This window comes from Actinoplanes sp. NPDC023936 (assembly GCF_040639325.1).
In the GTDB taxonomy this organism is placed as follows: Bacteria; Actinomycetota; Actinomycetes; order Mycobacteriales; family Micromonosporaceae; genus Actinoplanes.
This window is the reverse complement of the sequence record NZ_JBEZZR010000014.1, coordinates 80,606-98,687: the sequence shown is the minus strand read 5'-3', so window position 1 is coordinate 98,687 and position 18,082 is coordinate 80,606. Positions and strand designations below refer to the sequence as shown.

The 18,082-nt window shown below is 72.7% G+C and carries 23 protein-coding genes; 8 read left to right on the top strand and 15 right to left on the bottom strand.

Annotated features, from left to right (window positions below; genetic code table 11):
- Window positions 1-234 precede the first annotated feature (234 nt).
- The gene (locus AB0F72_RS20180) at window positions 235-909 is read right to left on the bottom strand and encodes an HAD-IA family hydrolase (RefSeq protein ID WP_360433247.1); all 675 of its coding nucleotides are present in this window, start codon (window positions 907-909) and stop codon (window positions 235-237) included.
- Window positions 910-965: 56 nt separating this feature from the next.
- Between AB0F72_RS20180 and AB0F72_RS20175 the strand changes: the two genes are divergently transcribed.
- Window positions 966-1,331, top strand: coding sequence for a VOC family protein (locus tag AB0F72_RS20175; protein ID WP_360433244.1), 366 nt, complete (start codon window positions 966-968; stop codon window positions 1,329-1,331).
- 6 nt (window positions 1,332-1,337) lie between these two features.
- A complete protein-coding gene (locus tag AB0F72_RS20170) occupies window positions 1,338-1,922 on the top strand; it encodes a class I SAM-dependent methyltransferase (RefSeq protein ID WP_360433241.1) in 585 nt (194 codons plus the stop codon).
- A 65-nt stretch (window positions 1,923-1,987) separates the two neighbouring features.
- On the opposite strand, the gene AB0F72_RS20165 is transcribed toward AB0F72_RS20170, so the two are convergent.
- The 3 genes from AB0F72_RS20165 to AB0F72_RS20155 are packed head-to-tail and all read right to left on the bottom strand — an operon-like array spanning window position 1,988 to window position 4,850.
- The gene (locus AB0F72_RS20165) at window positions 1,988-2,389 is read right to left on the bottom strand and encodes a MarR family transcriptional regulator (RefSeq protein ID WP_360433238.1); all 402 of its coding nucleotides are present in this window, start codon (window positions 2,387-2,389) and stop codon (window positions 1,988-1,990) included.
- 5 nt (window positions 2,390-2,394) lie between these two features.
- Window positions 2,395-4,392 carry a molybdopterin cofactor-binding domain-containing protein gene (locus tag AB0F72_RS20160; protein WP_360433235.1) on the bottom strand — a complete coding sequence of 666 codons (1,998 nt, stop codon included), beginning with the start codon at window positions 4,390-4,392 and terminating at the stop codon, window positions 2,395-2,397.
- Window positions 4,389-4,850 (bottom strand): (2Fe-2S)-binding protein, encoded by a 462-nt coding sequence (locus AB0F72_RS20155; protein WP_360433232.1) that lies wholly within the window; start codon window positions 4,848-4,850, stop codon window positions 4,389-4,391. Before AB0F72_RS20155 ends, AB0F72_RS20160 begins: the two co-directional genes overlap by 4 nt.
- A gap of 62 nt (window positions 4,851-4,912) precedes the next feature.
- Here AB0F72_RS20155 and AB0F72_RS20150 point away from each other — a divergent pair, with 62 nt between their 5' ends.
- Entirely contained in the window at window positions 4,913-5,968 is a 1,056-nt protein-coding gene (locus AB0F72_RS20150) for a hypothetical protein (RefSeq protein WP_360433229.1), read from the top strand.
- 86 nt (window positions 5,969-6,054) lie between these two features.
- Here AB0F72_RS20150 and AB0F72_RS20145 read toward each other — a convergent pair whose 3' ends face one another.
- Window positions 6,055-6,606, bottom strand: a complete 552-nt coding sequence (locus AB0F72_RS20145; protein WP_360433226.1) for a TetR family transcriptional regulator — start codon at window positions 6,604-6,606, stop codon at window positions 6,055-6,057.
- Between the two features lie 102 nt (window positions 6,607-6,708).
- Here AB0F72_RS20145 and AB0F72_RS20140 point away from each other — a divergent pair, with 102 nt between their 5' ends.
- On the top strand, window positions 6,709-8,073 hold the full coding sequence (locus AB0F72_RS20140) for an FAD-dependent monooxygenase (protein WP_360433223.1): 1,365 nt from the start codon (window positions 6,709-6,711) through the stop codon (window positions 8,071-8,073).
- On the opposite strand, the gene AB0F72_RS20135 is transcribed toward AB0F72_RS20140, so the two are convergent.
- Window positions 8,010-8,906, bottom strand: a complete 897-nt coding sequence (locus tag AB0F72_RS20135) for a hypothetical protein (protein WP_360433220.1) — start codon at window positions 8,904-8,906, stop codon at window positions 8,010-8,012. The two genes, AB0F72_RS20140 and AB0F72_RS20135, sit on opposite strands and share 64 nt — an antisense overlap.
- A gap of 53 nt (window positions 8,907-8,959) precedes the next feature.
- Between AB0F72_RS20135 and AB0F72_RS20130 the strand changes: the two genes are divergently transcribed.
- Window positions 8,960-10,111, top strand: a complete 1,152-nt coding sequence (locus tag AB0F72_RS20130) for an aminotransferase class I/II-fold pyridoxal phosphate-dependent enzyme (RefSeq protein WP_360433218.1) — start codon at window positions 8,960-8,962, stop codon at window positions 10,109-10,111.
- Here AB0F72_RS20130 and AB0F72_RS20125 read toward each other — a convergent pair whose 3' ends face one another.
- A complete protein-coding gene (locus AB0F72_RS20125; protein ID WP_360433215.1) occupies window positions 10,112-10,405 on the bottom strand; it encodes a hypothetical protein in 294 nt (97 codons plus the stop codon).
- 67 nt (window positions 10,406-10,472) lie between these two features.
- A complete protein-coding gene (locus AB0F72_RS20120; protein WP_360433212.1) occupies window positions 10,473-11,396 on the bottom strand; it encodes an SDR family NAD(P)-dependent oxidoreductase in 924 nt (307 codons plus the stop codon).
- Window positions 11,397-11,477: 81 nt separating this feature from the next.
- Between AB0F72_RS20120 and AB0F72_RS20115 the strand changes: the two genes are divergently transcribed.
- Window positions 11,478-12,035, top strand: a complete 558-nt coding sequence (locus tag AB0F72_RS20115) for a TetR family transcriptional regulator (protein WP_360433209.1) — start codon at window positions 11,478-11,480, stop codon at window positions 12,033-12,035.
- Between the two features lie 51 nt (window positions 12,036-12,086).
- Here the strand turns inward: AB0F72_RS20115 and AB0F72_RS20110 are convergent, their stop codons facing one another.
- Window positions 12,087-13,226: an FAD-dependent oxidoreductase gene (locus AB0F72_RS20110; RefSeq protein ID WP_360433206.1), complete on the bottom strand. Its 1,140-nt coding sequence runs from the start codon at window positions 13,224-13,226 to the stop codon at window positions 12,087-12,089.
- 79 nt (window positions 13,227-13,305) lie between these two features.
- On the opposite strand from AB0F72_RS20110, the gene AB0F72_RS20105 reads away from it, so the two are divergent.
- Entirely contained in the window at window positions 13,306-13,902 is a 597-nt protein-coding gene (locus AB0F72_RS20105; RefSeq protein ID WP_360433203.1) for a TetR/AcrR family transcriptional regulator, read from the top strand.
- 55 nt (window positions 13,903-13,957) lie between these two features.
- Here AB0F72_RS20105 and AB0F72_RS20100 read toward each other — a convergent pair whose 3' ends face one another.
- The 6 genes from AB0F72_RS20100 to AB0F72_RS20075 all read right to left on the bottom strand — a co-directional run bounded on the left by AB0F72_RS20100 (window position 13,958) and on the right by AB0F72_RS20075 (window position 17,326).
- Window positions 13,958-14,710, bottom strand: coding sequence for a hypothetical protein (locus tag AB0F72_RS20100; RefSeq protein WP_360433200.1), 753 nt, complete (start codon window positions 14,708-14,710; stop codon window positions 13,958-13,960).
- A gap of 63 nt (window positions 14,711-14,773) precedes the next feature.
- Window positions 14,774-15,352, bottom strand: coding sequence for a sugar O-acetyltransferase (locus AB0F72_RS20095; RefSeq protein WP_360433197.1), 579 nt, complete (start codon window positions 15,350-15,352; stop codon window positions 14,774-14,776).
- A 76-nt stretch (window positions 15,353-15,428) separates the two neighbouring features.
- Window positions 15,429-16,076, bottom strand: coding sequence for a hypothetical protein (locus AB0F72_RS20090; protein ID WP_360433194.1), 648 nt, complete (start codon window positions 16,074-16,076; stop codon window positions 15,429-15,431).
- 16 nt (window positions 16,077-16,092) lie between these two features.
- Complete coding sequence (locus tag AB0F72_RS20085) at window positions 16,093-16,731, bottom strand: alpha/beta fold hydrolase (RefSeq protein ID WP_360433192.1); 639 nt, start codon at window positions 16,729-16,731, stop codon at window positions 16,093-16,095.
- Between the two features lie 97 nt (window positions 16,732-16,828).
- Complete coding sequence (locus AB0F72_RS20080) at window positions 16,829-17,128, bottom strand: hypothetical protein (RefSeq protein WP_360433190.1); 300 nt, start codon at window positions 17,126-17,128, stop codon at window positions 16,829-16,831.
- A 9-nt stretch (window positions 17,129-17,137) separates the two neighbouring features.
- A complete protein-coding gene (locus AB0F72_RS20075) occupies window positions 17,138-17,326 on the bottom strand; it encodes a hypothetical protein (protein ID WP_360433188.1) in 189 nt (62 codons plus the stop codon).
- A 282-nt stretch (window positions 17,327-17,608) separates the two neighbouring features.
- On the opposite strand from AB0F72_RS20075, the gene AB0F72_RS20070 reads away from it, so the two are divergent.
- A complete protein-coding gene (locus AB0F72_RS20070) occupies window positions 17,609-18,073 on the top strand; it encodes a hemerythrin domain-containing protein (RefSeq protein WP_360433186.1) in 465 nt (154 codons plus the stop codon).
- The last annotated feature ends 9 nt before the right edge of the window (window positions 18,074-18,082 follow it).

Genomic DNA, 18,082 nt, shown 5'->3' with positions numbered 1-18,082 from the left:
ACGATCGACAACCGGCGGCGCCCGTCTCACATCCGACGAGTCGACGGCTCGTCGATCAGCCAGCAAGGTCAGTGCTCCTTGGAGCGGGTGCGGGAGAGCACTGGGCGCCAGCCGGACCAGCTGGCGCGGCGCGGCGGCAGACTGCGATCCATCCCGGCCGGTCGCACCGCGCCCACTCCGGATCCAGCTCCCCGTCAGCCGCCGCCTCCGCATGCGCCCATCGTCACCGACATGTCAAACACTGCCAACGTACGGGGGCAGACCCGTCAGCACCTCGTCGAGCGACATGTCGGCCGCACTGGACAGCAGCACCTCGGCCGCGGCGAACCGTGCGTGGTCGGCGTGCGGGTTGGGGACGGCCACGCAGCGCAACCCGGCCGCGTGGGCGGCCGCGACCCCGTGGGCGGTGTCCTCGAAGGCGGCCGCCGCGGCGGCCGGCAGCCCGAGGCGTTCCAGGGCCAGCAGGTAGACGGCGGGATCCGGCTTGTGCGCGGCCACCTCCTCGCCGGTGGCCAGCACCTCGAAGCGGGACCGCAGCCCGGCCTGGTCCAGCATCGCACCGACGTGCCAGAGCGGTGAGCTGCTCGCCACCGCCAGCCGCAGCCCCAGGTCGGCGGCCCGGTCCAGCCAGCCGGTGATGCCCGGCGCCGGCTTCAGCGCGGCGTTGAGCTCGGCCCGGTACGCGGTCCGCAGCGCATGACTGGTCTCCCGGTCGTATCCCGCTCCGGCCGCGGCGGCCAGGGCGGCGTACCGCGACTCGTTGATGTCGCCGCCGTGGTCGGCGAAGAAGCCCGCCGGGTCGAGTTCCAGGCCGTGTCGCCGCCATTCCCACCGCCAGCTGTTCAGCAGCGTGGTCTCGGTGTCCATCAGCAGCCCGTCGAAGTCGAAGATCAGCGCCTTGATCGTCACGTTGCTAGTATCGCCGGAGGATTCAAACCGTACGTACGTCTTGTAAAAGAGGTGACATGATCCATCACATCCAACTGGCCTGCCCGCGTGGTTCCGAGGATGTCTCCCGGGCGTTCTACGCCGGTGTGCTCGGGCTCGCCGAGAAGCCCAAACCGCCCGCTCTCGCGGCCCGTGGCGGGTGCTGGTTCGCCGGTCACGGCATCGAGCTGCACCTCGGCGTGGAGGACGACTTCCGGCCGGCCCGCAAGGCGCACCCCGGCCTGCTCTGGCCGGACCTGGACGAGCTCGCCGCGCGCCTCGCCGCCGCCGGTCACCCCGTCGTCTGGGGCGACGACGAGCTGCCCGGCATGCGCCGCTTCCACACCGAGGACACCCACGGCAACCGCCTGGAGTTCCTCGCCGAGACGGCGGCGTTAGGGTGAGCGGCGATGACCGGGATCGAGCAAGCCTATGAGAACGTCGCCGGCCTCTACATCGAACTGTTCGGGTCGGCGGAGAGCATGCACGCCGACGACCTGGCGCTGATCGGCCGCCATCTGGCCGGCCGGGTGGTCGACGCCGGATGCGGGCCCGGGCACCTGAGCGGTCACCTGCACGCGCTCGGCGCCGACGTGACCGGGATCGACCTGGTGCCGTCGTTCGTCGCGCACGCCCGGGCCACCCATCCGGGCATCGACTTCCGGGTGGGGTCGATGGACGACCTCGACGTCACCGGGCTGGACGGGATCCTCGCCTGGTACTCCACGATCCACCGGCGCCCGGACGAGATCGACGCCGTGCTCGCGCGGTTCCGCCGGGCCGTGAGGCCGGGCGGGAGCCTGGTGATCGGGTTCTTCGTCGGCGACGAGGTGGCGGCTTTCGATCACAAGGTGACGACCGCCTACCGGTGGCCGCCGGACGCGATGGCCGCGCGGCTGGCCGGAGCCGGCTTCGCGGAGGTCGAGCGGCTGGTCCGCCCGGCCGGGGACGGCCACCGGCCGCACGCAGCGATGGCGGCGCGAGCCACGCCCTGATCAGAAAAGCCCGAGCCACGCGCTGATCAGAAAAGCCCGAGCCACGCAGTGATCACAAAAGACCGTCAGAGCTGTTTCTTGAGCAGGGCGATCAGCTGCGGGCGGATCTCGGCGTACCCGAGGTCCCGCTCGAACCGCCGCTCCTCGGCGCGGGCCGCCGTCAGCGCCTCGGCGCCCTTCTCGCTGATCGCCACGACGGTCCGGCGCCGGTCCCGCGGGTCCAGCGTGCGGTCGGCGTGGCCGGTGCGGGCAAGGCGTTCCAGGGTACGGCTCATCGTCTGATCCGTAACCCGGCAGAGGCGGGCCAGTTCGCGCTGCGAGAGCGGCCCGCCCGCCAGGTGATGCAGGACGATCATCCCGGCGTGGGTCAGGTCCAGATCGGTCAGGAAGCTGTCGAACCGGCTCTCCACCATGCGTGCGGCGGCCGAGAGCAGGCGGCCGGTCGGCCACGATTCGACGTCTTCCACGACGATCAACCTACTCCGATGCCGTACGGCATCCCCTCCACCGGGGCGCCGGCGGCGGCGAGGGCCGAGGCGATCGCGGCGGCCGCGGGTGGGTACGCGAGTTCGCCGAGCCCGCCGATCGGGGCGTCCGACGGCACCAGGATCACGTCGATCTCGGGACAGTCACCGATGCGGGCCCAGGCGTAGTCCCGGAACGAGGACTGGACGACCGCGCCGTCGCGGACCGTGATCTGCGCGCCGAGGACCGTGGACACCGCGTCCATCACCCCGCCCTCGACCTGCGCCGTCACGCCGGACGGGTGCACCGGGACGCCGACGTCGACCGCCGCTGTCACCCGCATCCTCGGGCCGGTCGAGACCAGGATCGCGATCGCCGAGCCGTAGTCCAGGTGACACGCGGCCCCGCCGGCCGGACCGTGGCGCTCGGCGGCCGCGTCGAGCACCCGCCGCAGCCGGGAATCGGCCGGCAGCAGCCGCCGGCGGAACGCGACCGGATCGTGGCCGCCACGGCGCGCGATCTCACTGAGGAAGCACTCCTCGGCGTACCCGAACTGTCCGGCGTAGACGGCCCGCCAGAACCCGGTCCGCAGCGGCGCGGGGCGCAGGGTCACCGAGACGTCGCCGGGGACCGCGTACGGGAAGTGGTCGCCGCTCGCCCGCACCAGGGCCGGGTTGCTGAAGATCGGAACGACGGTCAGCGGCCACGTCGCCACCTGGTGGAACCGGCTCGTCGGCACCCCGTCGGCCCCGAGGGTGACGCCGAGCCGATGCACCGACATCGGGCGGTACGAGTCGTGCCGGGTGTCGTCGTCCCGGGTCCACCGCACCGTGACCGGCTGCCGCACCGCCGCCGAGCAGGCGACCGCTTCGAAGACCGCGTCCGGCTCGATGCGCCGCCCGAACCCGCCGCCGGCCAGGGTGGGGCGCACGGTGATCTGGGTGTCGGGCCGGGCCAGGATCCGGGACAGCTGGGTGCGCAGGCCGCCGGGGTCCTGGGTCGGTGCCCACACCGTCACCCCGGACTCGCCGGCATCGGCTGTCGCGTTCATCGGTTCCATCGGCGCGTGCGCGAGCAGCGGCAGCCGGAAGACGCGCTGCATGTCCGGGCTGCCGGTGACCGGGGGCAGCGCGGCCTCCAGGTCGGCGATCCAGGCGCGGCTGTCGGCCTGCGGCGTGCCGCCGGTCCACGTCACCCGCAGCGCCGCCCGGCCGCTGAGCGCCGCCGCCGTGCGCCGGGCGATCACCGCGACGCCGCCCTGACCCGCTGCCGGCGACGGCAGCCGGACCACCGCTACCACACCGGGCACGGCCAGCGTGGCGCTGTCGTCGACGGTGTCCGCCTGCGCGCCGATCCAGGGCGGGCGCGCGACCACGGCGACCAGGGCGCCGGGCGGCGCGGATTCCGCGCCGTACCGGGCGCGGCCGGTGACGATCTCCCACGCGTCCGTCCGGCTGACGCGGGTACGCCCGATCAGCCGCCACCGCTCCGGCGGCGTCAGCGTGACCGGCACGCTCGCCGGGTCCAGTGTCGCGGCGTCGCCGACCAGGTCACGGTAGGGCAGTGGCCGGTGCCGGGGATGCTCGACGCGGCCCCGGCGGGCGGTGCACTCGGCGGCCGGCACCTGCCAGCGCTGCGCGGCCGCCGTGACGAGCAGGCAGCGGGCGGTCGCCGCGGCGGTGCGCAGCGGCCCGGCGAGTTGCCGGCTCGACGTCGAGTTCTGCACGGCCTGCGGTCCGAACCGGGCCGTGTCGCCGGGCGCCTGCTCCAGTGTCACGTCGGCGACCTCGACCGCGAGCTCCTCGGCGACCAGGACGGCGGCCATCGTGCGGACGCCCTGGCCGGTGTCGGGCTTGGGCACGGTGGCGATCACGCGTCCCCGGCCGTCGACGCGCACGAAGACACTCGGCGTGAGCTCGGATCCGTACCCTCGCAAGCCCTGTCCCAGGGGTGCGCCGACGACCAGCGCTCCGGTCGCGCTCAGCAGGCCCCGCCGTGTGATCATTTCCGGCCTCGCGCCAGCGCAGCGGCGCGGCGCACGGCCGCCCGGATCCGGGGATAGGTGCCGCAGCGGCAGACGTTGTCCCGCAGCGCCTCGTCGATCTGGGCGTCGCTCGGATCGGGGTGGCGGGCGAGAAGCGCGACGGTCGTCATGATCTGGCCGGGCTGGCAGTAGCCGCACTGGGCGACGTCGAGCTCGACCCACGCCTGCTGGACCGGATGGCGGTTCAGGCCCTCGATCGTCGTGATGCTGTCATTCTCGGACTCGTCCACCCTCTGTACGCACGGCCGCCCCGCCCGGCCGTTGATCAGCGAGACGCACGCGCCGCACGCGCCCACCCCGCAGCCGTACCGTGGCCCGGTCAGGCCGAGCTCCTCCCGCAGCGCCCAGAGCAGCGGCGTGTCACCGGGGACGTCGACCGCCCGGCGTTTGCCGTTGACGTGCAATCGGTACCGGCTCATCGCCAGCCTCCATTGATGTCCGCCCATTGTTCAGCTTGCTGAGCATCCGCCATACTGCCCGCGTGGTCAACGAGAGCGCCCCGATTCGCAGTGAACGCGCGCTGATCTACGGCGTGCCCGCGGTCGCCCTGCTCACCGGCCTGGTGTGGCTGGTCGGGCAGACGCTGCACGACGTTCCGCTCCGGCCCGACCAGGGCGCGAGCTGGTATTACTGGAAGCTCCCCGACCCGACCGTGTGGACCCGGCTCTCCGCGTGGCTGGGCTATGCGGCCCACCAGATCGTGGCATGGGGATTGATTTGGTACGCGCAAACGCGCGTCCACCGGTACACGCGTCATCTGAAGCGGCTCAACGTGCTCGCGATCGGCGTCAATCTCGGATTCATCCTGCTGCATGCCGTGCAGACCCGGGTCTTCTACGACGGGCTCGCCCAGGACGTGTCCATCTTCAGCTCACAGGGCTCGGTCGTGCTGCTCCTGGTCGTCGTCCTGCTGATGGAGAACCGCCGCCGTGGCCTGGTCGCCGGGAAGAAGGCGCCCATTCCGGTTTCGGTCCTGGATTTCGCCCGGCGTTATCACGGATATCTGTTCAGCTGGGCCGCGATCTACACATTCTGGTACCACCCGATGGAGGGCACCAGCGGCCACCTGATCGGTTTCTTCTACATGTTCCTGCTGTTGTTGCAGAGCTGCCTGATCTTCACGACCGCGCACACGAACCGCTGGTGGACTTTGTCGCTGGAACTGCTCGTCGTCGTGCACGGAACACTCGTCGCGGTGATGAACTCGGGACTCGACGGCGCCTGGCCGAAATTCCTCTTCGGATTCCTGGCGGTCTTCGTCATCACCCAGATGCACGGGCTCGGATGGGGCGCGGGCACCCGATGGGCCATTTTCGCGGCGTATCTGGGGTCGGCGACGGCGGTCTATTCGTGGAAGGGCCTGAGCCACCTCCACGAGATCCTGCGCGTCCCGATGGCCGAATACCTGGTGCTCGCGGTCCTCGTCCTGCTGCTGTGGCCGATCGCGGCCGTGACCAGCCGTTTCCGGCGCGGTGACTCGGCTCAGCCGGCCGAGGCCCCCGCCGTCTCAGCCAGCCGGTCGGGGGACAGGGTCTGAACGGCGATCGCGGTCGCCGGCGTCGACGCTGACGTCCTTCCTCTCGTCGCAGGAGATCAGAGCGGACGCCGCCGGGTGCCTCGGGTTCATCCGGCAGCGGTCAGGTAGCGCTGGACGGTAGGTGCGAGCCAGGCGATCGCCTCCTCGCGGTCCATGTCGGCCACGGGCGGCAGCCGCAGGACGAAGCGGCACAGCGCGAAACCGAGGATCTGGGTGGCGACCAGCCCCGCGCGTCGCGCCGCCTGCTCCGGATCCGGGGCTACCCGGGCGGCGACCGGCCCCAGCTGCGCTGCGAAGATCGTGCGCATCCGCTCGGCCGCGGCGTCCTGGGTGACTGCCGCGCGCAGCAGCGCCAGCAGCGTCTCGTCACCGGACCAGCGTTCGAAGAAGTGCGTCACCAGAGTACGTCCCACATCATCTAGCGAAATATGGGACATGTCCGGTAGGCGCAGGTCAAACTCCGCGGCGGCCGCGAACAGGCCCTCCTTGTTGCCGTAATAGCGCATCACCATCGACGGGTCGATGTTGGCGTCGGCGGCGATCGCCCGGATCGTGGCGCGCTCGAAGCCGTCGGCGGCGAACCGCTCGCGGGCGGCGGCCAGGATCGCGGCCCGGGTGGTGTCGGAGCGTCGTGGCATGCCCGTCAGCATATGCCAACAAGCGTTTGCCAACACCTGTTGACTTGACCATGTATCGACTCCTACCGTTGCCAACAAGCGTTGACTTTCAGAGGGGGAGGCATGGTAGCGATCATCGGAGCCGGGCCCACCGGGCTGCTGCTCGCCGGCGACCTCGCGCGGGCCGGAGTGCCCGTCACCGTCTACGAGCGCCGCACCGGCACCTCGAATCTCACCCGCGCCTTCGGCGTGCACGCCCGCACGCTGGAGCTGCTCGACGCCCGCGGGCTCGCCGACGAGATCGTGGCCGGCGGCGCCCGGATCGACAGCCTCCGCCTGTTCGACCGGATCCGGCTCGACCTCTCCACCCTGCCGTCCCGGTTCCCCTACCTGCTGATCACCCCGCAGTACCGGGTCGAGCAGGCGCTGGAACGGCGGGCGATCGAGCTCGGCGCCCGGATCGTGCGCGGCGCCGAGCTGACCGGCCTGCGCCAGGACGGCGGCGCTGTCACGCTGGAGTTCGCCGACCGGACCGAGCAGGCCGACTACGTCGTGGGCACCGACGGCGTGCACAGCGCCGTTCGCACGGCGCTGCGGCTGCCCTTCCCGGGCCGGGCCGTGCTGACCTCGATCATGCTGGCGGACGTGCGCCTGACGAACCCGCCGGAGGACGTGCTCGCGGTCAACGCTGTCGGTGACGCGTTCGCGATGGTCGCGCCGTTCGGCGACGGCTGGTACCGGATCTTCGCCTGGGATCGCCGCCACCAGGTCAGCGACGACACGCCGGTCACCCTCGAGGAGATCCGGGAGGTGACCCGCCGCGTCCACGGCACCGACTTCGGCCTGACCGAGTCACGCTGGCTGTCCCGTTTCCACAGTGACGAGCGGCAGGCCCCGCGGTACCGGATCGGCCGCGTCTTCCTCGCCGGCGACGCCGCCCACGTGCACTCGCCGGCCGGTGGGCAGGGCATGAACACCGGCCTCCAGGACGCCGCGAACCTTTCCTGGAAACTGGCGGCCACCGTGCGGGGGAAGGCGCCGGCCGGCCTGCTCGACACGTACCAGAAGGAACGTCACCCGGTCGGCACGCTGGTGCTGCGCAGCAGCGGCGCCCTGATCCGGATGGCGATGCTGCGATCGCGCCCGGCGCGTCTCACGCGCAACGCCGTCGGCGCCGCCCTGCTCGCGGTGCCCGCGGTGACCCGGCGCGCCGCCGGCGTGATCTCCGGCATCGGCATCGGCTATCCCGGCGTGCCGCGCGCCGCCGATCAGCCGTTGCGCTCCGGGCAGCGCCTCTACGAGGCGCTGCGCGAGGGCAAGCACGTGCTGATCGCCGCCGGCGACTTCCCCGGGTACCGGGACCGCCTGCGCGTGGCAGCCCCGGTGACCGACACCGATCAGGCGGTCCTGGTCCGTCCCGACGGTTACGTCGCCTGGCGCGGCCCGGCCGCCTCGGTCAGCACCATGACGGCCTGGACCGTGGCGTAACCGCGCCACTCCAGGGCGGCCGCCGGGCTGAACGTCTGGAACGTGACGTCCCAGCCGCCGTCCGCCCGCTGCTGACCGGCGAGGCGTTCCCGGTCGGCGGCGATCGCCTCGGCGCTGAACCGGGCCCGTGACGGCGAGTCCGCGTGCGGCGTGAAGTCGAGCGGGTGGAGCACCTCGCCCTCGGCGCCACCGGCGACCGGCGTCGGGCCGTCCAGGTGGACGAAACCGGTCCACCGGTCCAGCAGCGTCCGTGCCCGGGGGTCGTCGCCGGCGATCGCGTCCAGGAAGTACATCGTGAACATCAGTTCGATCGCGTGCGGCTCCTCGGTGATCCCCTCCATGGTGTCCAGGCAGTACGCCGTGGCGGCGGCCAGCCACGGGTGCCGCGCGACTTTGCGGTTGCGGCGCGCCAGCCGGTGCGCCTGCGCCGCGAGCTGTGCGGTCATCGTCAGCGACGAGTCCGGGCCGGCGGCCACCCAGTGCGGTGCGCATCCCTCGGTGTCCGCGAACGGCAGGCTGAACGGGATCCCGCCGTCGTCGTTCGACTGCTCGGCGAGCCAGTCCAGCAGCCGGGGCACCCGCTCCGGGCCGGTGTCGCCGATCTCCGCGCAGACCTCCAGGGCGTGCATCGCGCCGACCGGCTGACTCGTCACCGAACGCAGGTCGGGTTCGAGCGCCCAGCCGTATCCGCCGTCGGGGTTGCGGTATCCGTCCAGCGCGGCGAGGACGGCCTCCGGCTCCCCGCGGCCGAGCAGGTGGGCGAGGCGGCGCCGTTCCAGCGCACGGGCGTGGGTGGCGACGAACGAGACCGCGGCGTCGAGATCCAAGTCCATCCCACCATCCTGTCAGGACCCTCGCCACTCCGCTCGGACATAGGCTGGGGCGCATGACTATCGATGGGAACCCGCTGCGGCGTCTCTCCTTAGATCAACTTCGCCGGCGTACGAGTGAGAAGTGGCGCACCTATCCTCCGGATGTGCTGCCCGTGTTCGTGGCGGAGATGGACGCGCCGCTGGCCGACCCCGTCGTGCGGGCGATCACCGACGCGGTGCGGCTCGGTGACACCGGCTACCCGGCCGGGAGCGCCTATGCGGAAGCGCTGGACGGCTTCGCCCGTACCCGATGGGGGTGGAAAGGGGTCGAACCGGCGCGGACCAGGGTGGTCGCGGACGTGATGGCCGGCATCCTGGAGGTGCTCGGGGTGATCAGTGAGCCGGGGCGGGCGGTCGTGGTGAGCAGCCCGACATATCCGCCCTATTACATCTATGTACGGCGGACGGGGCGACCCGTGGAGGAGGCGCCGCTCGGCGCGGACGGGCGGCTGGATCCCGCGTCGCTCGACGCGGCGTTCCGGCGGGCCGGTCCGGGCGCGACCTATCTGCTGTGCAACCCGCAGAACCCGACCGCGACCGTGCACACGGCGGCCGAGCTGTCCGAACTGGCCGCCCTCGCCGACCGGCACGGGCTGCGCGTGGTGTCCGACGAGATCTTCGCGCCGCTGGTGCTGCCGGGGACGACGTTCGTGCCGTACCTGAGTGTGCCGGGCGCCTCGCGCGGGTTCGCGGTGCTCTCCGCGACGAAGGGCTGGAACCTGGCCGGGCTGAAGGCGGCCCTGGTGGTCGCCGGTCCGGACGCCGCCGATGATCTCGCCGGCATCCCGGAATGGGTGCGGGAAGGGGCCAGCCACGTCGGGGTGATCGCGCACACCGCCGCGTTCCGGGACGGCGGGGAGTGGCTCGACGCGGTGCTGGCCGGCATCGACGAGAACCGGCGGCTGCTGGCGTCGCTGCTCGCCACGGAACTGCCCAAGGTCGGGTACCGGCCGGGCGAGTCGACGTATCTTGCCTGGCTGGACTGCCGGGAGCTGGGGCTCGGCGACGATCCGGCGGCGGTGTTCCTGGAGCGGGGGCGGGTGGCGTTCGTGCCCGGCCCGACCTTCGGGGCCGGTGGGGCGGGGCACGTGCGCTTCAACATCGGCACGTCGCCGGAGGTGGTCACCGAGGCGGTACGCCGGATGGCCGCCGCCCTTCCTGGCTGATCAGGGGCGCGGCGCGGTGCGGGTCCAGGAACGCTCGCCGCGCCTGCTCGTGGCGGCGACGCAGCGCGGGCAGACGTACCGCACCTCGTCCTCGGCGGTGACCACGTCGGTGGCCCGGAAGTCGAACCTGACGTGCGGGAATGTCCGCAGCCGGGTCCGGCTCAGGGCCAGCCCGCACAGGGTCTGGTTCATCCCCGGCGTCCACGCGTGCACCTCTCCGGCCGGCTGCCGGATCCCGTCGTCGCCGGTGAACTGACTCGATGCCGCCACGGAGGCGGCGCGTGCCTTCGCCATGCGGGGTGGCGTTCCCGCTCCGCGCCGGGATACACCTGTCAGCCGGCCGGTGCGGGGCCGCTCAGTATCAGCCGGCCGGGACGGGGTGGCTCAGGTAGTGGACGCCGGTCGCCTGCTCGGAGACGGTCCACAGCCGGGCGGCGAGAGCCCTGTCGCTCGCCGGTGGAGCGATCGGGTCGGCGTGCACCCGGAGATCCGTTTTCCGGCGGCCCGGGCCCAGGGCGACGCCGGGCCGGGCATCGGGGCTGGTCACCGCGTACGCGAGGGGCAGGGTGCCCTGCTCGGCGGTACGCGCCAGCAGTCGCGTGCCGACCGCGAGGAACGCCCGCTGGGCCAGCCCGCGCGCGGTGTCGTGCATCGGGGTGGTCGCCATCCCCGGGTGGGCGACGAGGCTGCGCACCGGGCTGCCGGAACTGCGCAGGCGGCGGTCCAGCTCCACGCCGAACACGATGTTGGCGAGTTTGCTCTCGGTGTACGCCCGGGACGGCGACCAGCGGCCGGCGCCGGTCAGATCGGTGAACGGGTCACGGACCTTGATGGTCTTGTAGAAGTTGGACGTGACGGACACGATCCGGGGGTCGTGATCGGGGCGGAACAGGTCGAGCAGCAGCCCGGTGAGGGCGAACGCGCCCAGGTGGTTGGTGGCGAAGGTCCGCTCGAACCCTTGCGGGCTCAGCGTCCGCTCCTGCGGGCCGATGCCGGCGTTGTTGACCAGCACGTCAAGGGTGCGGCCGTCGGCGTGCATCCGGTCGGCGAAGCGGCGCACCGAGTCCAGGTCGGCGAGGTCGACGAGGCGCACCTCGATGTCGCCGGGCAGCCCGGCCCGTACCCGATCGGCTTTTCCGGTATCGCGCACCGCCATGATCACGGAGGCTCCGCGCCGGGCGAGTTGTCCGGTCAGGATCTGGCCCAGGCCGCTGCTTGCGCCGGTCACCAGCACGGTGCGGCCGGTCTGGTCCGGGATGTCGTCGAATGCCCAGGTCGTTGCCATGGCAGCCCTCTCTGCACCTGCGGATAATTTATCCGCTGCGGTGTCGACCGTAGCACGGAGCGGATGACTTATCCTCTGGGTGTGACTCTTCGTGCGGACTCGGCCCGCGTACGCGCCCGGATGCTCGCCGCCGCCCGCGCCCGCCTCGAAGCGGGTGATCTGGAGCTGCCGATGAACGCCGTCGCCAAGGACGCGGGCGTCGGGGTCGGGACCATGTACCGGCACTTCGCCGGCCGGCAGGCGCTGCTGGAGGCGCTCGCCGAGGAGAGCTTCCGGGACCTCGTCGGGGAAGCACGCGCCGCGGCGGTGGAGCCGGACATCGGGGCGGGACTGAGCAGGCTGATCCGGGCGACGCTGCGCCGGCAGCTCACCGATCCGGCGCTGGCCGGGGTGCTCGCGTCCGGAGAGGTGGAGTATGCGGAGCTCGGGGGCCTGCTGTCCGCGTTGATGGGGGCGGCGCGGGAGGTGCTGGCGCGGGCGCGGGCCGAGGGGGTCGTCCGGGCGGATGTCACGCCTGACGATCTGCGCAGGCTCACGTGTGGGATCCGGTACGCGGTGGTCAGCGGCGGGGACGCGGGGGAGGCCGCACTCGACCGTTACCTGGAGATCCTGATGCGGGGCATCCGGCCGGTCGGCTGAAGCGCCGCCGCCGGAACGGCGCCGGTCGCCCCATGGTCACCCGCCGCGGGCTCAGCGGCTCTGGCGTTCGATGGCCCGGCGGACCAGGTCGCGGACTCCGGGCAGGGTGATCGCTCGCATCATCAGGTCGCTCGCGGCGACGTGGAAGCGGGTCGGCGGAGCGTACTGCATCATTCCCCGCTTGGCGGTGGCCTGCCGTTTCGCCACCTCCGGGCGCAGGTCCGCCTCCCAGGCGGCGAGCGCGTCCGGAATCGAGCCGTGCTGCTGGAGGCACTGCCCGAGCCGGTCGGCGCCGGTCAGGGCGAGCGTCGCCCCGTGGCCGGCGAACAGGGTGACGCACCAGGCCGCGTCGCCGACGAGCACGATGCGGCCGTCGCTCCATCGGGGCATGACGACCTGGCTGACCCGGTCGAAGTAGGCGTCGTCCGGCACGGTGGCCGGCAGCCCGATCGTCACGTCGCCGAACGCGCCGGCCAGGGCCGCGGTGGGGCCCTCGCTCAGTTCGGCGCCGGGGTCGGCGCACCGGTAGGTGACGAACGCCGAGGAGCGTTCCGGGCCGAGGTTGACGACCGCTGCCGTGCGGCCTGGTCCGATGTGGGTGATCGCCGAGCCGGACGCGTCGCCGGGCACCGGGAACGCCATCACCACGTAGGGGAAGTCGACCCGGAAGTCCGGACCGAAGAACATCCTCCGGGTACGGGAATGGACACCGTCCGCCCCGACGAGCAGGTCCGCCTCTTCCGTGGTGCCGTCGGAGAGCGTCACCCGTACCCCATCGGGGTGTTGATCGACGGCCGTGACGGTCGTCCCGAAGCGGATGTCCGTCGCGACCTCGCGGTAGAGCGCGACCTCCCGGAAGAGCGCCGCTTCCAGGTCGCCGCGGAAGACGGTCATGGCGCGCGGCCCGACCGCCGCCTCGGCCACCGCCGCGGGAACCGTGAACTTCGGGCTGCCGTCGGCGCGGACCAGCACCGTGGTGAGGACGCCGAGATCTTTTTCGGTCAGCGCGGACAGCAGGCCGAGGCGTTCGGCGGCGTCGAACCCGGCACCGATCAGGTTGACCATGTAACCGCTGCGGCGTCGCGCCGGCGCCCGCTCGACGATCAGGGTGTCCCACCCGTCGCGCCCGAGCCGCACCGCCGTGGCCAGGCCCGCGATCCCCGCGCCGATGATCACCGCTCGTCTCGCCATGTGTCCTCCTCAGGTATGAGCATCTGCTCAAACCACTATGAGCGTTTGCTCATCACGGCGCAACGCCTAAAATCTCGGCATGCCCCGTGGAATCGCCGTGCCGGAAGCCCGCCAGCAGCTGTTCGCCGCGGTGGAGCGGGTGATCGCCGCCGAGGGCGCGCTGACCAGCCGGGCGGTGACCCAGGAGGCGGGGGTGGCGACCGGCCTGCTGTTCACGCACTTCCGGAATTTCGACAATTTCCTGATCGGGTACGGGGTGGATCGCAGTTTCCAGATCGCCGCGTCCCTGGCCGCCCTGCCGGAGCGGCTCGGCAGCGGCACCGTGGACGGCAACCTCAGCGAGGCGATCCTCACCCTGCCGCTGGACGTGGTGCTGACGCTGACCCGGTTGACGGCTTTCCGCCCGGCGCTGACCGCCGAGGTGGAGCGGGTGCTGGGCCCGGGGACTGCGGGGCTGCGGGTGGTCGCCGGGTCGGCGGCGCGCTATCTGGCCGCCGAGCAGGAACTGGGCCGGGTGCCGTCCGGGGTGGACACGGCGGCGCTGGCGCTGGCCCTGGCCGGGGTGCTGCAGCATGTCGCGCTGACCGAGGGGGCGGGGCCGGAGGCGCGGGCCCGGATCGGCCGGGCGGTGGCCGCGATCTGCGCACCGGCGCCGGCGACCCGTCCGGGCCGCTGAGCGCGACACCTCCCATGAGCCGCACGACCGCAGGGGCGTTCGCCGACGCTCACGTCTAGCCCATCGTGCTCAGCCAGGCGGCGGAGCCGGCGGTGAGCAGGAGGCCGATCAGGCCGAACCAGAGCGCCAGCCGGCCGCCCGTGCCGATCGCGTCGCGCCTGGCCGCGATCACCTCGGCGCGGGAATCCGTGGTGAGCAGGGTGAGGCCGGCGCGGTTCGGCAGCAGGCCGGTCGGTGTGGCGCGGCCCAGGGCGAAGACCTTCGCGCCGCGCGGGACACGGACCTCGGTGAGCCGGAGGTGTTCGCTGCGGCGCAGGTCGCGGACCACGTCCGGGGGGACGATGCGGGGCAGGCGGGCCCGCTGGGCCGGGCGGTGCTCGATCTCCGTGGTGATCGAGACGGAGGGCTCGTTCTGGCCGGGATCGCGCAGGGTGCGCGGGTGGTCCAGGAGGCGGGGATCGACGGGTACGCGTCCGGAAGCGTCCTCGAGAGCCGCCCACGACGGTGACGTGATCTCCAGGAGCACGTCATGATCGGCTCCGGCATCGCCGCGGCTCGGCTCGCGGAGCAGGGTGACCCGGTACCAGGCGCAGTCCGCACCGGTCACCGGCGCGAGCTGCGGGCCGGCCGTGCCGTACTCGGTGACGCCCTCCACCGCGACCCGGCCCCGCGCGGTGACCGGTGTGACGGAGGTCCGGCGCAGCGTCCACAGCGCTCGGAGGTCGCCGAGGGCGAGCAGCAGGAAGATGCCGGCGCCACCTGCCAGGATGCCGCCCAGGCAGAACATCGTCGTCGCGACCACCATCACCCGAGTCACCGTAGGCGACCACGGCCCGTTTCGATGTCCCGGTCAGTGGCCAGTGGCCAGGGGTCAGCGGTCGGCGTCGGTGATCGGACGGACCACCCGGCAGGGCACACCCATCGCGACGGTCATCGGCGGGATGTCGTGGGTGACGACGCTGCCGGCGCCGATGACCGAGCCGTACCCGATGCGCACGCCGGGAAGCACGACCACGTGGCTGCCGATCCAGACCTTGTCCTCGATCACGATCGGCCGGGAGAAGCGGCGGAAGTCCTCCCGCAGGTCCGGGTGGATCGGGTGCCCGGTGGTGGTCAGCGTGACGCCCGGCGCGATCATGACGCCGTCGCCGATCCGGATCTCCACGTCGTCGACGAACGTGAGGTTGACGTTGCCGAAGAAGTCGTCGCCGATGTGCACGTTGCTGCCGAAGCCGGCATGGAACGGCGACAGCAGCACCGTGCGGGCGCCCACCGACCCGAGGATGCGTTCGAGCAGCTTCCGGCGCTGGTCCGGGTCGCCGGGCCGGGTGTTGTTGTATTCGAAGATCAAATCGGCGCGCCGCCGCGGGTTCTGGAACGCGGCCTCCGACTCGGTGTAGAGAAGTCCCCGCCCGATCCGATCCAGCACCTCGGCCTCACGATCATCCATGGCGATCACTCTACGAAAGGATCGTCGATGGCTCGCCCCTGGTGCTGCCCGATCGTGCGTGCGCTGTCAGCGGACCTCAGGGCCGGGACGTGACCGGGCCGGGTGGCGCCGGCCGCAGCAGCACCTCGGAACCGATCGGGGTGAAGCCGCTGGCCAGGAACGATCGCAGGGACCGGGCGTTGCCGGGGGAGACCGCCGCGAAGACCGGCTCGCCCTCCGGGACCAGGGTCAGCGCGTCGGCGATCAGCGACCGCCCGAAACCCCGGCCGCCCTGCTGGGGCTGGTGCAGCTCGATGCTGAGCTCGGTGCGCCCGGCCAGGCCGGCGGCGACGGCGACCAGGCCCCGTTCGTCACCGAAGACTTGTACGCCGGTGCGCATCTCACGGGCGTACTGCACGCGGGGGTGCTCGTCGGCCCCGGTCAGCGGGGCGAGTCGAGGGCTGCCGCCCGCGCCGCGGCTGACCAGTGTCACGTCGATGACGCCGATCCAGCCGTCCGGCCCGGCCAGGAAGCGGAGGAAGTCCGGCGCCATCGACCCGCCGAAACCGTCCGGTTTGCGGGCGTGCACCTCGGCGGCGGGCAGCGCGGTGGCGACCACGGCGTGCCCGGTGAAGGCCACCGAGCAGGCGAGGCCGCCGGGCAGTTCGGGCAGCACCGTGACGGCGCCGTCGACCGGCGGGAACCGGCCGTCGGCGGCGTCGAGGAAGTATTGGAGCAGGGACACGCCGCCGAGTCTGGCATCACAGCAGGTACTGGATGCGGGCGGCCAGCCCCTCCGGGTCGGACAGCGGCGTGAACCGGGGCAGCTCCGGGTCGTCGCCGGCGCGGTGGGCGTGCGGGACCGGCTGCCGGCTCGACGGCTGGTCCAGCCACGACCGGTACGCGGCGACCAGCCCCGGATCCCGGCGCGGCTCCGCGAACGACCGGAACTGCTCGGGCACCCGGTCCACGCCGGTCGCCGCCACCACGGCGTCGGTTCCGGCGCCGACCACGCCGGCCGGCTCGTCGACCGTGAGCATGCCGTGCACCGCGAACTGGCGGGCGAACGCGGTGGCCAGCGGCGCGGACGTGGCGTGGCCGACGACGATCGGTGCGCGCCGCAGCCCGAAGCTCTCCACGAGCCGGGCGAGCACCCCGGCCACCTGGTCCGGGGTGAGACCGGCCGGCAGCGCCGTCTCGCCGTGGCCGGGCAGATCGGGGGCGACGACAGTGCAGGACCCGGCGAGGTCGGCGGCGAGCGGCCACCACTCGGTGCGGTCGAACAGCAGGGCGTGCAGCAGCAGGACGGGACGGGCGGCGCCGTCCCAGCGGTCGTAGACGAGGTGGCTTCCGGCGGCGGGGAAGGTGTGCGTGCTCCGGCACGGTGGGCGGGGGTGCATGGCGGGGGGCTTCCTGCGAGGCGCGCTCGCCGGCGAGGGCGGCGAACGCGGCGGGGACCGGGGGAGGGCGGCGCGCATCGAGGTGCGCGCGGCCCTCTCACACCCGCAGGACCAGCGGCGGTGACGGGTCGGTCAGCGGTGCGGCAGGCATGGCCGGCTCGGGAACGACGTGCCGGCCGGCGCGGACGGTGACGAGGACCGGGCGGGGCCGCTGCACCGGCCGGCGGACGGCGGCGCTCTCCGGCGCCGACGTCTCGGCGCGATCGTCCGCGGTGGCGCCGGCGGTGGCGGTGGCGGTGTGCTCGACGCCCGGCGAGGCGAACAGCCCGGCGGTCAGCAGGAGCAGGAGGAGGGCGACCACGGCGATCGGCGGCCTGCGGCGCCGGCGCGTGGTCATGCGACGACGTTAGCGGATGTCCCCGCCGCGCAGTAGCACGGTCGCCGACGCGGAGAACTCGCGGGCCGCCTGGATGGCCTCCTCGACGGCGGAGAGCCGCTCGCCGGGCAGCACCCGGCGGGCGGCCGCGAGCTCGTCGCGAACCAGCGTCAGCCGGTTCAGGTAGTCGTCGAAAAGGTCGAGAATGTCGTTGTGCATGACGGCGTCACCCCTTCGGCGCCGGGCCGGCCCGGCAAGCTCACCGCGACTCACCGAGAAGCTTAACCGGTCAATGTTGCCCCCTATTTGCTTTCCGTTGCCATCTGGGACAGCCGTCGTTCACTCCCGGCCCGCAGCCCCCGCACCCCGAGCGGCAGGTGGCCAGGTCACGAACGCCGCGTCCGTTCACGGTGGGCGGCGGGGCCGGGAACGCATACGGCGAACGTCGTACAGGCCGAAGGTCCCTGTTCCCGCCGGCGTCGTCCGGACGAGCCTGGAGGCATGTGCGAATACTGTGGCTGCCAGGCCGTCACCGCGATCGACGAGCTCACCCGGGAGCACGACACCGTCGTCAACATGATCGGCGAGGTGCGTGCCGCGCACGCGAGCGGCGACGTCGCCGGGATGGCCGGAGTGGCCCGGCGCATCGCCGCGGTGCTCGGCCCGCACACCGCCGTCGAGGAGCACGGCCTGTTCCCGCTGCTGAAGGGCGACTTCCCGGACCAGATCGCCGCCCTGGAGGACGAGCACCGCCGGATCGAGGCCGTCCTGGCCGCGGCCGCGGGCGGCGCCCCGGCGGATCCGGCCTGGCCGCGGCTGTTGCTCGACGCCCTCGAGGTGCTGCGCGAGCACATCCTCAAGGAGCAGGACGGCGTCTTCCCGGCCGCACTGACCACGCTGAGCGGCACCGATTGGGACGCCGTTGACGAGGTCCGGCGGCGTCAGGCGGCGCCGGCGGCCCGGTAAGGCTCGGGC

Excerpts from the sequence above, each read along its gene's own strand:
- AB0F72_RS20175 (WP_360433244.1), top strand. The coding sequence starts at position 966 with ATGATCCATCACATCCAACTGGCCTGCCCGCGTGGTTCCGAGGATGTC.
- AB0F72_RS20170 (WP_360433241.1), top strand. The coding sequence starts at position 1,338 with ATGACCGGGATCGAGCAAGCCTATGAGAACGTCGCCGGCCTCTACATC.
- AB0F72_RS20160 (WP_360433235.1), bottom strand. The coding sequence starts at position 4,392 with ATGATCACACGGCGGGGCCTGCTGAGCGCGACCGGAGCGCTGGTCGTC.
- AB0F72_RS20155 (WP_360433232.1), bottom strand. The coding sequence starts at position 4,850 with ATGAGCCGGTACCGATTGCACGTCAACGGCAAACGCCGGGCGGTCGAC.
- AB0F72_RS20145 (WP_360433226.1), bottom strand. The coding sequence starts at position 6,606 with ATGCCACGACGCTCCGACACCACCCGGGCCGCGATCCTGGCCGCCGCC.
- AB0F72_RS20140 (WP_360433223.1), top strand. The coding sequence starts at position 6,709 with ATGGTAGCGATCATCGGAGCCGGGCCCACCGGGCTGCTGCTCGCCGGC.
- AB0F72_RS20135 (WP_360433220.1), bottom strand. The coding sequence starts at position 8,906 with ATGGACTTGGATCTCGACGCCGCGGTCTCGTTCGTCGCCACCCACGCC.
- AB0F72_RS20130 (WP_360433218.1), top strand. The coding sequence starts at position 8,960 with ATGACTATCGATGGGAACCCGCTGCGGCGTCTCTCCTTAGATCAACTT.
- AB0F72_RS20125 (WP_360433215.1), bottom strand. The coding sequence starts at position 10,405 with ATGGCGAAGGCACGCGCCGCCTCCGTGGCGGCATCGAGTCAGTTCACC.
- AB0F72_RS20120 (WP_360433212.1), bottom strand. The coding sequence starts at position 11,396 with ATGGCAACGACCTGGGCATTCGACGACATCCCGGACCAGACCGGCCGC.
- AB0F72_RS20110 (WP_360433206.1), bottom strand. The coding sequence starts at position 13,226 with ATGGCGAGACGAGCGGTGATCATCGGCGCGGGGATCGCGGGCCTGGCC.
- AB0F72_RS20105 (WP_360433203.1), top strand. The coding sequence starts at position 13,306 with ATGCCCCGTGGAATCGCCGTGCCGGAAGCCCGCCAGCAGCTGTTCGCC.
- AB0F72_RS20095 (WP_360433197.1), bottom strand. The coding sequence starts at position 15,352 with ATGGATGATCGTGAGGCCGAGGTGCTGGATCGGATCGGGCGGGGACTT.
- AB0F72_RS20085 (WP_360433192.1), bottom strand. The coding sequence starts at position 16,731 with ATGCACCCCCGCCCACCGTGCCGGAGCACGCACACCTTCCCCGCCGCC.
- AB0F72_RS20080 (WP_360433190.1), bottom strand. The coding sequence starts at position 17,128 with ATGACCACGCGCCGGCGCCGCAGGCCGCCGATCGCCGTGGTCGCCCTC.
- AB0F72_RS20075 (WP_360433188.1), bottom strand. The coding sequence starts at position 17,326 with ATGCACAACGACATTCTCGACCTTTTCGACGACTACCTGAACCGGCTG.
- AB0F72_RS20070 (WP_360433186.1), top strand. The coding sequence starts at position 17,609 with ATGTGCGAATACTGTGGCTGCCAGGCCGTCACCGCGATCGACGAGCTC.